The sequence below is a fragment of the Chryseosolibacter indicum genome, assembly GCF_018598585.1.
In the GTDB taxonomy this organism is placed as follows: Bacteria; Bacteroidota; Bacteroidia; order Cytophagales; family Cyclobacteriaceae; genus Chryseosolibacter; species Chryseosolibacter indicus.
The window spans coordinates 64,402-78,827 of the sequence record NZ_JAHESD010000016.1 but is presented as its reverse complement, the minus strand read 5'-3'; the positions used below and the strand labels follow the sequence as shown (position 1 = coordinate 78,827).

General features: G+C 40.9%; 9 protein-coding genes. 2 read left to right on the top strand and 7 right to left on the bottom strand.

All coding sequences use genetic code 11. The features are described from left to right. Positions 1 to 16 precede the first annotated feature (16 nt). The 6 genes from KK060_RS09630 to KK060_RS09605 form a co-directional block, all read right to left on the bottom strand. A complete protein-coding gene (locus KK060_RS09630) occupies positions 17 to 391 on the bottom strand; it encodes a four helix bundle protein (protein WP_254153506.1) in 375 nt (124 codons plus the stop codon). Positions 392 to 487: 96 nt separating this feature from the next. Then, positions 488 to 1,462: an N-acetyl-gamma-glutamyl-phosphate reductase gene (gene argC / locus KK060_RS09625; RefSeq protein ID WP_254153505.1), complete on the bottom strand. Its 975-nt coding sequence runs from the start codon at positions 1,460 to 1,462 to the stop codon at positions 488 to 490. 157 nt (positions 1,463 to 1,619) lie between these two features. Next, positions 1,620 to 2,819, bottom strand: coding sequence for an argininosuccinate synthase (gene argG / locus KK060_RS09620; RefSeq protein ID WP_254153504.1), 1,200 nt, complete (start codon positions 2,817 to 2,819; stop codon positions 1,620 to 1,622). Positions 2,820 to 2,879: 60 nt separating this feature from the next. Beyond that, the gene (locus KK060_RS09615) at positions 2,880 to 3,668 is read right to left on the bottom strand and encodes a GNAT family N-acetyltransferase (protein ID WP_254153503.1); all 789 of its coding nucleotides are present in this window, start codon (positions 3,666 to 3,668) and stop codon (positions 2,880 to 2,882) included. 517 nt (positions 3,669 to 4,185) lie between these two features. After that, positions 4,186 to 4,431, bottom strand: a complete 246-nt coding sequence (locus tag KK060_RS09610; protein ID WP_254153502.1) for a hypothetical protein — start codon at positions 4,429 to 4,431, stop codon at positions 4,186 to 4,188. Between the two features lie 169 nt (positions 4,432 to 4,600). Then, positions 4,601 to 5,905: a DUF2268 domain-containing putative Zn-dependent protease gene (locus KK060_RS09605; RefSeq protein ID WP_254153501.1), complete on the bottom strand. Its 1,305-nt coding sequence runs from the start codon at positions 5,903 to 5,905 to the stop codon at positions 4,601 to 4,603. Positions 5,906 to 6,904: 999 nt separating this feature from the next. Between KK060_RS09605 and KK060_RS09600 the strand changes: the two genes are divergently transcribed. Then, positions 6,905 to 9,316: an ABC transporter permease gene (locus tag KK060_RS09600; protein ID WP_254153500.1), complete on the top strand. Its 2,412-nt coding sequence runs from the start codon at positions 6,905 to 6,907 to the stop codon at positions 9,314 to 9,316. 71 nt (positions 9,317 to 9,387) lie between these two features. Here KK060_RS09600 and KK060_RS09595 read toward each other — a convergent pair whose 3' ends face one another. Then, entirely contained in the window at positions 9,388 to 11,574 is a 2,187-nt protein-coding gene (locus tag KK060_RS09595) for a polysaccharide lyase family 8 super-sandwich domain-containing protein (protein ID WP_254153499.1), read from the bottom strand. A gap of 282 nt (positions 11,575 to 11,856) precedes the next feature. On the opposite strand from KK060_RS09595, the gene KK060_RS09590 reads away from it, so the two are divergent. Then, positions 11,857 to 14,289 (top strand): ABC transporter permease, encoded by a 2,433-nt coding sequence (locus KK060_RS09590; RefSeq protein WP_254153498.1) that lies wholly within the window; start codon positions 11,857 to 11,859, stop codon positions 14,287 to 14,289. The last annotated feature ends 137 nt before the right edge of the window (positions 14,290 to 14,426 follow it).

Below are 14,426 nucleotides of genomic sequence, written 5' to 3'. Positions count from 1 at the left end.
GCTTAACGTGTTAAATTTATTTTTTCTTTACAGTATCTTCTTTTCTTACCTTAGTTAGTAAACTAATTAGCATTGCCTTCACTTCATTTATACCAGAATCCATTCTCTTGAAATTATCAATTTCAAGATAGCCCAACTCAAATGAAAGGAAAGTCAAATACTCAACTTCCATTGATGAACCAAGGGCATTTTGAAGATAGCTTGCGAAATCTCTCTGAGTAAATTTACCACATCCCTCAGCAAGATTAGTTGGTATTGAAGTAGCCGCCCTACGCAATTGACTTGTTAGATTATATTGCTCTTCTTTAGGGAAACTTTTAGAAGTTTTATAAGCAGTTAAAACAAAAGCATGTGCTTTCTTCCAAACAATTAGGTCTTTATAATTTTTCATATGTAAAAAGGGTTTATTGACATATTAAAAATACTTTACACCTGCCATCCTACATCTCCCTTCTGCTTTCCGCTTTAAGCTTTCTGCTTTAGGCTCCTAAAAAACAATGCTCTTCAATTTGAGTCCTGCTCTTTCGTCAAGACCAAACATCAGATTCATATTTTGCACCGCCTGACCGGATGCTCCTTTCAAAAGATTATCAATTGCTGAATGTACTACAAGTTTATCTCCTTCCATTTCCAAACCAACAACACACTTGTTTGAATTCACAATCTGTTTCAGATCAATCGTGTCATCTGATACAAATGTGAATGCCTGTCCATTATAGAAATCTTTGTAAAGCTTTCTTACTTCACCTAATGATTTATCGATTGTAATTATCGAGCTCACAAAGATTCCTCTTGTAAAATCGCCACGCCATGGAACAAAGTTTATTGTTCCTGAATACATAGGCTGCAATTGCTTTAATGATTGGTTAATCTCTTTTAAATGCTGATGGGTTAAGGTCTTGTAAGCTGAAATGTTATTAGCCCTCCAGGTAAAGTGTGTAGTGTCCTGAAGTTTCTGACCTGCTCCTGTAGATCCTGTTATACCTGTTGTATAAACATCTTTCAATAGCCCAGCTTGCGCTAACGGCAAAAGACCAAGCTCAATGCATGTAGCAAAGCAACCAGGATTAGCAATATTATCACTCTTCCTGATCTTTTCTCTATTGAGTTCAGGCAGACCATATACAAATTCTCTTCCTGGAAGTGTCTCTCCCAAACGAAAATCCTGGCTTAAGTCAATTATCTTAACAGACGCCTTAAAGGGATTCTCCTGTAAAAACTTTTTGCTCTCCCCGTGGCCAAGACAAATAAATACAACATCAACATCATGCTGAATGGTATCTGTAAACTTCATGGATGTTTCACCAAGGAGATCTGCATGAACAGAATACAAGGCATTGCCTGCATTGCTTCTGCTATGAACAAACGTGAGCTCTACATTCGGGTGGTTTAGCAAAAGTCGTATAGCCTCTCCTCCTCCGTATCCAGCTCCTCCAATAATTCCTGCTTTTATCTTTGTCATTAGTCAATGGTCATTAGTCAATGGGCTTTAGGCATTGGTCAATAGTCAATAGTCATCAGTCAATGGTCATTGTCAATTGTCCAACTGTCAATTGCTCAATTCTCACACACTGCCTACTGCTTTTTTGCCTACTGCCTACTTTTAAACAATCTGCCTATTACTTCTCTGCGGCGTCTTTTACTTGCTGATAGATCATGGTTTGGTTGCCGAAGATCTTGGAGAAGCCTTTCACATCATCACCACTCCAGCCAAGGTTCATCTCTCCGTACTTACCAAACTTAGACGACATGAGGTCGTATTGTGATTCTATTCCAAGAACCAGGAATCGGTATGGGAATAGCTGAACGTGTACCTCGCCTGTTACATGTTGTTGGGTGCTTCCAAGATATGCTTCAATATCGCGCATCACAGGATCAAGATACTGGCCTTCATGTAACCAGTTGCCATAGAATTGGGCTAGCTGATCTTTCCAGCTCAATTGCCATTTGGTGAGCACGTGTTTCTCCAGCGCGTGGTGCGCTTTAATAATAACCATTGGCGCAGCAGCCTCAAATCCTACTCTTCCTTTAATCCCGATAATGGTATCTCCTACATGTATGTCGCGACCAATTCCGTAGGGCCCTGCCAGTGATTGGAGGTATTGAATTGCCTCTGTAGGATGGCTGAATGACTTATCATTTATTTTTGTAAGCTCTCCTTTGTTAAAAGTAAGCTTCACAGTTTCATCACCTTTCTTTGTCACTTGTGTTGGCCATGCTTCTTCAGGCAACATGCCCAGCGACTTCAATGTCTCCTTTCCTCCTACTGATGTTCCCCAGATGCCTTTGTTGATGGAGTACATGGCCTTCTCGAAGTTCATGTCAACACCTTTAGCCTTCAAAAAGCTGATCTCCTCCTCGCGCGAAAGTTTTAACTCGCGAATAGGCGTGATGATCTCGATACCTGGAACAAGTATATTGAGGATCATGTCAAAACGAACCTGGTCATTGCCAGCTCCGGTGCTTCCGTGTGCTACAGCATCGGCCTTCAATGCCTTTGCATAATTAGCAGTAGCCAATGCCTGCGACATACGTTCAGCACTTACACTTAACGGATATGTATTGTTTTTCAATATGTTACCATAAATGAGGTAACGTATCACCTTGTCGTAATAATTTTTAGTCTCGTCAACGGTTTTATGTGAAGCTACGCCAAGGCTCTTTGCACGGTCTTCTATGGCTTTGATTTCATCTTTATCAAAACCGCCCGTGTTGATGGTGATGGTGTGAACTTCATAACCTTTTTCTTCGGAGAGGTACTTTACACAGTAAGATGTGTCTAGTCCGCCGCTGAAAGCCAGAACTACTTTTTTCTTCATTGTTAAGTTTAAGATTGAAAATCAATTAATGCGCCTGAGCAAAAATAAGATGAGCACGACTTACCAGAAAAAGAAAAAGCTTAGAATAGACTTTCTTTTCTCTGATCCATCTCCGCTTCCACCATCTTTCTTGCGAAAAGGTTTAAGCAATACAAATTGCTTGAAGCGTAGCCAGCGCTCATACAGGTAAGCATTACCGTTAAAGGAAGCGCGTTGGCGATGCATCACCAGTTCTCCTTCAGAAGTAACAACCGCTTCGGTTGCCTTCTTTACAGGAGGTAATGGCATATTGAGTTTCTTTGCTGCTTCTTCTGGGTCAAAGAGCATAGCAGTACACAAGCAGTTCTTTCTATTCTTGCTTGTGAGGATATCGTAGTTCACGCAGCTTCTGCAGCCTTTCCAGAATTCTTCATCTGTAGTAAGCTCAGAATATGTTACGGGTTCATAACCAAGGTCTGAATTGATTTTCATTACAGCCAAACCTGTAGTAAGCCCAAATATCTTCGCGTTAGGATACTTCTCTCGGGAGAGTTCAAAAACCTTGCGTTTGATCTCAGTAGCTACGCCAGTTTTGCGAAATGAAGGGGAAACGATAAGGCCAGAGTTAGCCACATACTTTTCATGTTGCCATGCCTCGATGTAGCAAAAGCCTACCCATGTGCCGTCCGGTGTTACGGCAATCACAGCTTTACCTTCATCCATTTTTTGTTTGATGTAATCAGGGGAGCGTTTGGCAATACCGGTGCCTCTCGCCTTTGCAGATTCTTCCATCTCTGTAGTGATGGTCTCTGCGTAATGTTTGTCGTTAGACGTCGCACGCCTAACGATTATATTATTAAACTGTTCCAATGTTTCGTATAGGAATTAAAATGTAAGAAAAATGAAAATTAGTATGCCGTTCAGCATACTTTCAGTTCAATGTCCCTGACATCGAACCGTTGTTCAACATAAGTTGTAGGGAACTAATCAAATACGCGCACAGCGTGCGGGTCGTGGTCGCCTGGTCACCGTGCAGGCAAATGCGAAGAACTGAACTGTTCTTGGAGAGTGGCTAGCAGCCTTAGCTGCTGATGGTATGGTGAACAATGTTTTCAATTTCTTTCTTAGTTGTTTTAGTGAAACGTTAGATGAAAGTCATTCAGTTTGTTTTTATTATAGTTTCAATTCACTAATGCAAAATTAAACGATTAAGTTTTAATAATGTCAACGTTTTTACGAATTATCTGTAAAAAAAGTTCAGTTAATTTAACTAACAAAAGTTAGTTACATCGTTCTGGCTTTCCCCTATTGGTTATTGGGCAGACTGTGACGTCAATCCATGGCCAAAATTGATAGTTGACAGGCCCATTTTGTCTTCGTTTTTTGTTCAGTATTCCGAAAAGAAAACTTTATCTTCTGACTCCAGCTTGGAGATGTGTTTATGGATGCTGCGCGGATCAATTGGCGTCCAATGGTTGGGATACTTAATTGTTACCTCCCTGCCAAGGAGTTCAAACTTTAGCTTTTTAAGGTCCAGCCCGTGTTCCAGTCCACGGTTTACATAAAAAACGCCTGAATGGCCCCGCAGCTCAAAGGCTACATCCTTCGTTCCTGCTTCATATATTTTAAGCATTATACCTTTGGCTCTAAGGCATTCTTCTTCAGGAGGAATGGAAACAGGCCGAAAAGCGAGGAGTAGTAATACAAAGACGCCACCCCGTAAGTAGCATCCATAGGTAAGTCGTTTTCATTTTGGAGAGAATTTTATCGCTGACGTACTAAGCTAATATTACCATGCCTGATCACTCTGTTTTAAATTCAATCAGATAGGGCTTTAACGGAATCCCCTCGGCACTTCTGAAATTATCAGTGATCAGTACCTGGTATTTTTGATTTTGCTTTAACGCTACTTCAATCATCGCTGACTTCCCATCATCCGAAAAACCAATAAACTTATTTACCCGCAAAAGGCCTGATTCACCAAGAGGACCATAATCAAAGCCACGGAAACGCGTATCCATTTTGGTGGAGAAAGTTATTGTTACCTGCCTGATGGTGGAGCTTACATTCTCAGCACCGTTCTTAAAAGGTGCAATTGCAGAAACTTCCGGTCTCCCATTTTCATATGCTGCTTTTAACTTTTGTACCGGAGTTCCAAAATACCCTGACCTGTTAACAAAGCTTTCCAGTGCACCTGCGTTATCGTACTCCAATGTTATCATCTCCCGAATTGCCTGCTTCTTATCAGCTGCCATATCGTAATAATGTTCAGCAATAGCATACCCCACATAGTAGCCTAAATCTCTTATTTTGAAGTCATTATTGGTATCATTCCATAGCCAGTTATAATAGTGGCGAGAAAACATCTCCTTTACGAATCTTTCCTTCACCTTCCTATTGTTATTTTTTCCATAGGTAACGGCGGGCGTAATTGAGCTTTTGCCTGTTACTTTTTCGGCAATAAATTCAGCAACACCTTCTATCAAACATTGCGATAATAAATTTGTCCCTACCGTAGTTTTCTGCTGCGTATGAACGTACTCGTGTACATTTAGAAAGACAACGTCTTTTATCGGATTACTACTAAAATAAGTTTTGAGATGACCTAGCGTATTCGGAAACTCATCACTAACAGTGTTTTCATCGGCAAGAGCCAATTCGCTTCCTATCAGAACGACCCCATCTAACGTAGTACCGTTCGTTTTTAATGCTCCTATAGTAAAATAGATTGTTGCTGGTTTGAGATCGGGGTATATAGTCTTAAAATTATTGATTTCAATTTCTATCTGCTTTGCAAAATCTTTGGCTTTGTATGTGTTTTCCCGAACAGATGCCCAGAACAAAGGATAATTGTTTATTGCGTTAACATACGAGGCCGGCGTATAACGCCGCGCTTTCATAATGGCTTTTAAGCCTGCTGACCCTTTCTCAATAAAAAGCGAATTAATGTATTCATACTGCTGAACACTGTCTTGTGTAGTTTTGATTTTGTCGTAAGCGTCCCAGAAGTTGTCAACGTCATACGTTATGCAGTTGTTACCATTTTCTTGTGCTCCGGCATAAGTAGATAAGGCTAAAAGAAACGTTATTATTAATCTGTATTTCATTTTAACAGTTTGTGAATCGTATTCTATAAAATGGCTTGTTATAATTCTACCATGTACAGATCTTAATCATCTTTATGTTGGTATTGATATTATCCACAACTTTACTTCTCTCTTGCCACAACTTTTACGAAAATATGGTAAAGATCTGACCTTTCCCGAAAGTGATAACTAATACGTAGACTGAACAGTACCGGTTGCTATTTTGGTAACAGCATGGGGTTCAGCCCAGCCCTGTTTATTCTGATAAAAGGCAGAAAAGCTTCGGAATCTACGATGCCAGCACCGTGCCAGCACCGTGCGTACAGTATGTCTGCGAGAAATGGGGGTATTTTCTCGCAGACACGGCGCAGGCATGGTGCTCGCACGGTGCTGGCAGGATTCATTCGCAAGTTATACACAAGGTAAGTACTGTTATCTCCGAAGGGTCAGATTACGGTTGGCAAAACTTGCGGTAACGGATTGCCCTAAGACGTATGTTTTACTGCTTTTGAGCTACAGGTTTCAGCTTATACAGAAGATGATACATTCCACGTGTAAACGGATGCTTGAGACGCGCATCCTATTATATTGAGGTGCCTTTGATACACTTAACCGCATTTTAATACTCTTCCTATACTCTATCCATACTTCACGTATACATATAGTATACACTTAGCCTATCTGGAGCATACTTTATTTATGCCTTGATGTGCGGAACGGGTAAACTTTTATGACACATTTCGGAATAAATGATCAAATAATGCTCTAATTGGTTCTGTAGCTTTTCTGCATACGTGAGCACAGGTGTTTTAGTGCCAGGGTTATATAATTTCCTACTGTATGAGGAGATGTTATGTCCATTTAAACGCTCACCTCAAAACGACCGTATCCGACCGATCAAGTTCGCAATTGGACAGGTTTAGTAACTATTTACTTCGAAACAGTATGAAAATGAACATCTCTCACGGGATTTTTATTGGCACTATGTTCGCCTGACCTGAGAAATAAAGTTTTGATTTCATGCTTAGAAACTATCTGCTCATCGCCTACCGCAACATTCTGAAAAGCAAGCTCTTCTCATTCGTTAACATTTTTGGACTTGGTATTGGGATGGCCGCGTTTCTATTCATCATTCACTATGTACGCTTCGAGCGCAGCTACGAAAACTTCCTACCTCATGCAGATAACATTTATCGTATCACTTATGACATCTATAAAGGATCTGAGTATGTTGTTACAGACTGCGAGACGCATGCACCCATGGGACCAATGCTGAAAGAGAAAATGCCTGAGGTTGTTGATTTTGTGAGATTCTTTGGTTTGGATAATCATCAGTTTATTCAAGTGGGTGACCAGAAGTTTCTGGAAGGTGAGATGTACTTTACCGACCAATCGGTATTCAAAATCTTCTCCCTCCAGGTATTACATGGAAAAGCACAAAATGCTTTAACCGCTCCCTTCCAGGCGGTACTTACCGAATCGCACGCAAGGAAGTATTTTGGTCGTACAAATGTGGCAGGTGAGCCGATTAACATTAACAAACAGAATTATCAAATAACTGCAGTTATAGCAGACCCTCCTGCCAACACACACTTACCATATACCGTACTACTCTCACATCCCACGCTTCTCCCAACACGCCCGTGGTATAACGAACAGGGATGGAATGGCAATAATGAATACACTTACCTGCTCATGCAGCCTGGCACCAACCTTGCAACCTTCAACAAGAAATTGCTTGATGTCTCGCTTTCGCTGAAAGATAAACTTGGTGGTAGTCGTTATACTGCTGAACCCATCAGAGACATTCACCTTTATTCCAACAAGACTTATGAACCAAGTGCCAATGGCAGTGCCAAAGTTGTCAAGTTCCTTTTGATTGTTGCAGGTTTTATTATTCTTATTGCTTGGGTTAATTACATTAATCTTTCTACGGCGCGTGCTGTAGAAAGAGCTCGCGAAGTAGGCATAAGAAAGGTAATGGGTTCTGTACGCAAGCAACTTATCTTTCAATTTCTTTCAGAATCGGTTCTAGTCAACGCCCTTGCTGCATTATTGGCTGTTAGCTTGTTTCAAATTGCATTGCCTCTGTTTCGTGAACTTACCGGACAACCCTTACCACTTCGGGTAACTGCAGACCCTGTGTTCTGGTACTTGTTTGCCGGCCTGTATATTAGTGGTGTACTGCTTTCAGGAATTTACCCTGCATTTGTCTTATCATCTTTCCGGCCTGCTACAGTGTTGAAGGGTAAATTTAAATCATCAGTACATGGACAATACCTGCGTAAAGCACTTGTTGTGTTTCAGTTTGCTGCGACCGTAGTATTAATTGTTGGCATGAGCACTGTATACCTGCAGGTAAATCACCTGCGCACCTATGACCTCGGAATGAACATTGATCAGACCGTTGTGATTCGTGCTCCGCTCCGTACAAATGATTCTGTTTTTACTTCAGCTTATCAATCCTTTAAAAACGAACTACTTAATCATACAAACATACAGGGTGTAAGCCGTAGCGAATCCTTTCCTGGGTCAAGCCTGGTAGAAGTAAACACCACGTCCTTCACCCGTGTAGGACAGGAAAATCAGGAAAACGGAGGATACGAATATTATTTTTATTCAGTAGATGCTGATTTTATCAAAACCATGGGAATGAAGTTGGTTGCCGGAATAAATTTTGAAGATGGGGCAGAGAATCACGACAGAATAATCATTAATGAAGAAGCAGTACAACGGTTGGGTTTTGCCGACGCACAGGAGGCTATTGGTCAACGTGTAACATTTAGAACCAGGTGGCCCGGAGAACCATCCACCATAATAGGTGTTATTAAAAACTTTTATCACCGCTCTCCCAAAGAGGACCATCTTCCAATGGTTTTCGATTATGTTGATTACCCTGACTACTTTGCGGTCAGACTAAAATCTGGCGATACGCATCAGGCTATTGCATCGATAAAAACAACGTGGGATCAGGTATTTCCTGAAAACGTATTTGATTATTTCTTTCTTGATGAGCAATACGAACAACAGTTTAAGAGCGATATGAGATTTGGAAGTGTAATGGCCACCTTCTCGGGTCTTGCCGTACTGATTGCATGCCTCGGCTTATTTGGCCTCTCTTCATACACAATCGTTCAACGCACAAAAGAGATTGGAATCCGCAAAGTGCTTGGCGCATCAGTAGCACAAATTGTACAACTGCTCACCAGCGATTTTGTTCGTGTTGTATTTATTGCTTCCCTCATCGGGTTGCCTATAGCGTATGTAGCAATGGAAGATTGGCTCTCAAACTATTCGGTACGCATCAATTTAAATGTACTCATGTTTATCGTGCCCGTGGCCACTATACTTTTTATTGCACTTGTTACCGTGAGTTTCCAAACTATACAAACGGCATTGGAGAATCCTTCTAAAGCACTCAAGCAGGAATAAGAGCAAGCAATAATTCTAAGCCAGCACTCATGGCAGGCTTAGAATCGTTTTACTCGTTAGGCACTGTGAATTTATTTCCCGCTTATGTTTATAACAACACTCTGCCCTGCGTACCCTCCTTCAGGCAACGAGATCTCAATAGTGCTTTGCCTTTCATGCTTACTCCAGGTTGCCTTCCAGTTATCTCCCTTGCCCTCCATCTTTGCTCCTACCTTCAAGCGAAGCGTCTTTAGCTTACGGGTAGGATCTGATACTGAAAGTTTTTCTAATGCATTGCCTTTTGTCTTCAACATAACCATGCATGGATTTTCCACCTCAACACTAACGCCTCCGGGCAGGCTTATCTTTCCTGGCGTAAAAAACACCAGTTCGCTTTGTTGAAGCTCTTTATTCATTACCCCTTGAAGCTCCGGCGTATTGGAAAGAATAACAATCTTGTCTTGTTTGTAACTGTTGATGGATGACAACTCCGTTGCCGGGATTACAATGTATGCATAGCTGGCTCCTTTTGGTTTTTGGCCATGATCGAACCATGCTGTAAATACTTCTTTTTCAATCGGTTCTTCCGTAGCCCAGGTGTGATGATTGATAGCCCTGTAGTTACCTGTAGCGGTTGTATTGGTAAGGTTAATATTTGCCGAAACAGGGAACAGATATGTAACACCATCGTGATGAATCCAGTTAACATCCTTCAAGTTATTCGTTCCATTATCAAGTTTAAGTTCTCCCACCTTTGTTTTAACCGTAACTTCTCCATTTAGCAAACATTGGTTGACGGTAGTTAAAACTTTGTAGTCGGACTCTGAAGTAATACCCGCTCCGAGGCAAACATACTCCCCATCGAAAAAGAACCATGATTTACGTGCCCTTAATGGATCCAGAGGACTTACAAAATCAAATGCTGCTGCACCATATTGTCCGTCTGAAACACCACCAACAAAATCGGTAAGGCCTTTCTTGGCAATTTCCTTCCAATGCGGAAGCGCAGGTTTTTGAACTACCGTTGTACCTGGTATTTTTTGCCAATCCCATACAGGAAATATCTCTGCATACTCCTTACCTGTTACAGCTACAAAATTAGAGCCGTCTGCTACGTGATGGTTCTTAAGTCCTTCTTCATTATGTGGTTCTTCCATGCTATGATTCCGGGAAGAATGCATTCTTACAGAAGTAAAGTAGGCAGGACGTTGATGGGTAAAGTATTCGGAATGCCAGAAGAAATGATCCCAGCTTAAGTTCGGCTTTTGTTCACCATTTCTGATCTTGATGATATTCTCAAGATCAGCCCTCCTATAGTCAGACGCAACCTTCAGGTTCTCAGCAATCTCATTACCTACTGGGTTAGAAGTCCCCCTCCTGCTTAGATCTCTGTTTTTTGCTCCTGGGTCAGGGTATGTAGCAAAGGCAAGCGACCTGCATATCCCGTCAAGGTAATAATCAATCAACAACTTCATGGCTTCATCAGGAAACTTGAAACGTGTGCCTGCTATCTTCACCGCCCAGTAAGAGAAAGCGCTGGCGTAACCTGTTCCGTAGGTTAGGGTTGAGATAACATTATCAACACGATGATGGAAACTCATATCCGGTTTTAATCCCCGGCCTGTTGTTACTTTTATTTCTGATGCCATTACGTTTACCACCCTTTCCAGCGTGGCCTCATCTCTTTTAAAGAGTGCTTGCTTTCCTAACATGCCTGCAATTTGTATGAGGTCTCCTCCGGGCCGCGCACCAAAACCTTCAAGGTTGGCACGGCCTGCAATACGAAGGCCTTCTGTCTTTTCTTTTTCAGTTAGATCTATATCAAGAACGAGAAGTGTGTTAATCATCAGGTTCGGGGTTCCCATTTCATTCCACCACCAGTTATCACAGATAAAGTCATGTGCTATCCAAAAGTCAAGAGCCGCATGCGCTGCCTTGCTCACTTCCTGGTTTTTATAAAAGGGCGAACCTTTCTTTTTTAGGGCACGGCTCAACTCCAACATGTTTGTAAGATGTTCACTGTGTTGAAACCCAGTACGGCTTACATCCTTATAGTTAATACTACCCCAGCTACCATCTGGCTGTATAGACTTGATCAGGTGTGAGATTCTTTCTTCATCAATTGCCGGGGCTAGCAAGTCTTCAATTATTCTTGCCCGAATAGTTTCGAGGTCGCTACTTGTTTGCGATAAAACAGAAACTTGTGACGTTGGTTCTGCAAAGCTGTAGCAAACAGAAAAACTGAAAAGGGAAAAGACAACGAATAGTATTTTATGCATAACAGGATAATTCAACATTCTTAGGACGTAGTTATTACTTGTTTACCTTACGATTCTAAATATAGTGTTACTAAAACTTATTTAAGCGGCTTATACCTTCTTTTAACCCGATTATTACACCTTTAATAAGAATAGATGACTACGTTAAACTATGATCAAAATCGGACACTAGTGTTCAAATACGTCCCTGTTTTCTTTCAAAAAGGTCTTTTTTATTCTGAAAACAAGTGATTATTAAATGGCACCAATGTTGAAAAATGCTCGCCTGTAATCGGAATAATTATGATCAGGAATTTCATGATAATCGCTTTGAGGAACATGCTGAGAAACAAGGCGTACTCACTTATTAATATTATTGGTTTATCTGTGGGAGTAGCATGCTGCCTCTTGCTTGGACTTTATATCCAGGATGAAATCAGTTACGACCAACATCATAAAGACAAACAAAATCTATATCGCGTAACGTCTACGCTCTCACAAAACGGAGAAGAGAAAATCCCGATGGTAACAACATCAGCTCCTATCTTATGGGGCATTAAAGATGAGATTCCTGAATTCGAAACTGTAACCCGTCTGGTTAATCCGCCAGGTGTTGCCCTTAACCTGATCAGCTATGATGACAAACAATTTTATGAGCCTAACGGGTACATGGCAGACTCCACCCTCTTCAACATCTTTACCTATGATTTCATAGAAGGAAATTCTAAAAAAGCGTTAACTGAACCCAATAGCATTGTTATAACTGATGAGCTTGCAAAGAAAATATTTGCTCATGAACCTGCGTTAAACAAAATTCTAAACGTAGACCAGGGAGGATCAAAAGCCGATTATAAAATTACTGGCGTCATTAAGGCGCAACGCAACTCCCATATCCAGGCAAATTTTTTTGTTTCATTAAACAGCAATAGTGGCTGGGGCGATTTCTTAAAACGTCCTTCAGTTGCTGACGAATGGGGTGGCCAGAATTTCATGCTATCGTATGTGAAACTTAAAGACGGACACGATACAAAAGACGTTGTAGCCAAGATGAATAAAGTCTTTATGAAACATGGGGCCGAAGACCTTAAAGCATTAGGCTATGCCAAAACGCTTAACCTTGAACGAATTACTGATATACATCTTTATTCAAGTGCAGGAGGAAAAACACCCTCCATTACATATATCTACATTATTGCTTCCATCGCAGGTTTTATTCTTGTTATTGCGTGCATTAACTTCATGAATCTTTCTACAGCGAAGGCTACTAAACGAGCCAGCGAGGTAGGACTGAGAAAAACGTTGGGGGCATACAGAAGTTCGTTGATCACCCAATTTCTTGGAGAAGCGCTTGTCATTGTATTCATTGCTATTCTGATCAGCATAGTTATCGTGCAGCTATCACTGCCAGCATTCAATACTTTTACGGGTAAAACAATCGGGTTAACTTCTGTTAACATGATAGGCATTGTATTATCGTTACTATGCATTACAGTAGTTACAGGATTGGTAGCAGGTAGCTATCCTGCTTTTTACCTTTCTTCATTTCAACCTGCCAGTGTATTAAAGGGAAAATCAACTCTACAAGCAGGCAACAGCATCCTACGTCGCTCTCTTGTTGTATTTCAGTTTGTGATTGCTATTACTCTGGTATGCGGAATGATAATCATTGGAAAGCAATTAAAATACATCCAGGAAAAGAATTTAGGATTCAACGCGGAACACAGAATAGTTTTACCGTTGCGTACCAACACGGCTCAATCACACATAGCATCCCTTGGTAACGAGTTGAAGAAAATACCAGGAGTAAAGAATTTTACGGCCACCAACTACATCCCCGGATCGGAGATCTTTACTGACCTTCACATATACGCGCAAGGTGGTAACATGGAGAATGCAATACATTTCAGAAGAAATCCTGTTGAACCAAACTACCTGGATGTACTTGATCTTAAAATTATTGCAGGACGCAATTTCTATGAAAACCGAAGTACAGACCTTGAAAAAAATATAATTGTTAACCGTGAAGCAGCAAAACAACTCGGCTTCAAACCCGAGACCATCATAGGTGAGCCGTTGTATTTCGAATGGCAGGGTGAGAAAACAGAATTCAAGGTTATTGGCGTAATGGAAGATTACCACCAGGTAAGTCTAAAAGAAGCTATTTCACCGATTTTATTCTTTATACCTACAGAGGCTGCCTATGATTACATGATTGTTTCCCTTGAAGCGAACCACATGAAGGAGAACATCGGAACCCTTGAAAGTACGTGGAAAGCAGTGAACCAGGATACTCCTTTTGAATACTCGTTTTTGGATGACAACATCATGAAGCAATATCAACAGGATCAAAAAACTGCGGGACTTATAACAACTTTTACCATCATTGCTATGATTATTTCATGTCTTGGCCTTTATGGACTATCAACTTATATGGCCGAAAGAAGATTTAAAGAGATAGGCGTCAGAAAAGTATTGGGGGCCAGTGTACAACAAATTGTAGCGATGATGTCCGGTGAATTTGTAAGACTTGTACTTCTCGCCTTTGTAATTGCTGTACCGTTATCATGGTTTTTCATTAATAAATGGCTTGAAGGATTTAAATACAAAACTTCCGCTGATCCGTTCGTATTTATTCTCGCTGGTTCTGCTGCATTGTTTATTGCGCTCCTTACCATCAGCTTCGAATCAATCCGTGCAGCTTCCGGTAACCCGGTTAATGCTTTAAGGAATGAGTAAATATCTTTTGGTGAAGGCTAAGTGAAAAAAAATATTGATTCCCATGCAACTTTCCTAAGCTCAGGTTAATCCTAGATAAAAAAGAATTACAGATAAGTAACCTTTAAAGTTCTTTTCAGTATTCTTTATTGACCAAC